This window comes from Peribacillus sp. NPDC096622 (genome assembly GCF_044762665.1).
Lineage (GTDB): Bacteria > Bacillota > Bacilli > Bacillales > DSM-1321 > Peribacillus > Peribacillus frigoritolerans_B.
In genome coordinates, this window is the sequence record NZ_JBIWES010000064.1 from 1 (window position 1) to 1,071 (window position 1,071).

Consider the following 1,071-nt stretch of genomic DNA (forward strand, 5'->3'; position numbering starts at 1 on the left):
ATGTTTGACTTGCTCATTTGCTTTTTTGATAGTGTGTGCTCACTTAAAATTTAACGTTGGCGCTTTGTTTTGTTCAGTTTTCAAAGAGCAATTTGACTCTTCTTAAAGAATCAACTTTCATATCATAACATAGCCGAATCGGCTTGTCAAGTTTTTTTGGTGGAGCCTAGCGGGATCGAACCGCTGACCTCCTGCGTGCAAGGCAGGCGCTCTCCCAGCTGAGCTAAGGCCCCAAAAAATAATGGTCGGGAAGACAGGATTCGAACCTGCGACCCCTTGGTCCCAAACCAAGTGCTCTACCAAGCTGAGCTACTTCCCGAAAAAACATGGTGCGCCCGGCGGGAGTCGAACCTACAACCTTCTGATTCGTAGTCAGATGCTCTATCCAATTGAGCTACGGGCGCATATTAAGATGGTGCCGAGGACCGGAATCGAACCGGTACGGTAGTCACCTACCGCAGGATTTTAAGTCCTGTGCGTCTGCCAGTTCCGCCACCCCGGCATAAATAAATAGTGGAGCGGAAGACGGGATTCGAACCCGCGACCCCAACCTTGGCAAGGTTGTATTCTACCACTGAACTACTTCCGCGAACATGCGGGTGAAGGGACTTGAACCCCCACGCCTTGCGGCGCCAGATCCTAAGTCTGGTGCGTCTGCCAATTCCGCCACACCCGCATAATAAAATGGTGAGCCATGAAGGATTCGAACCTTCGACCCTCTGATTAAAAGTCAGATGCTCTACCAACTGAGCTAATGGCTCATATAAACTATTTATATATGCTATATCAAGCTTGTATGAAAATGGTGCCGGCAAGAGGACTTGAACCCCCAACCTACTGATTACAAGTCAGTTGCTCTACCAGTTGAGCTACACCGGCAAGTGTAAAAATGGTGGAGGATGACGGGATCGAACCGCCGACCCTCTGCTTGTAAGGCAGATGCTCTCCCAGCTGAGCTAATCCTCCATATATGAATGCTTGGCGGCGTCCTACTCTCACAGGGGGAAACCCCCAACTACCATCGGCGCTGAAGAGCTTAACTGCCGTGTTCGGAATGGGAACGGGTGTGAC

9 tRNA genes and 1 rRNA gene are annotated in these 1,071 nt (G+C 50.0%); all 10 read right to left on the reverse strand.

Annotation, left to right across the window (positions count from 1 at the left end):
* Positions 1-157: 157 nt before the first annotated feature.
* A tRNA-Ala gene (locus tag ACIQYG_RS26875) sits at positions 158-233 on the reverse strand.
* A 9-nt stretch (positions 234-242) separates the two neighbouring features.
* Positions 243-319, reverse strand: a tRNA-Pro gene (locus ACIQYG_RS26880).
* A gap of 8 nt (positions 320-327) precedes the next feature.
* Positions 328-404, reverse strand: a tRNA-Arg gene (locus ACIQYG_RS26885).
* 9 nt (positions 405-413) lie between these two features.
* A tRNA-Leu gene (locus ACIQYG_RS26890) sits at positions 414-502 on the reverse strand.
* 12 nt (positions 503-514) lie between these two features.
* A tRNA-Gly gene (locus ACIQYG_RS26895) sits at positions 515-589 on the reverse strand.
* Between the two features lie 5 nt (positions 590-594).
* Positions 595-676: transfer RNA gene (locus ACIQYG_RS26900), tRNA-Leu, on the reverse strand.
* A gap of 9 nt (positions 677-685) precedes the next feature.
* Positions 686-761, reverse strand: a tRNA-Lys gene (locus ACIQYG_RS26905).
* A gap of 42 nt (positions 762-803) precedes the next feature.
* A tRNA-Thr gene (locus ACIQYG_RS26910) sits at positions 804-879 on the reverse strand.
* 11 nt (positions 880-890) lie between these two features.
* A tRNA-Val gene (locus ACIQYG_RS26915) sits at positions 891-966 on the reverse strand.
* 10 nt (positions 967-976) lie between these two features.
* Positions 977-1,071 (reverse strand): 5S ribosomal RNA (gene rrf, locus ACIQYG_RS26920); the annotation flags it as partial.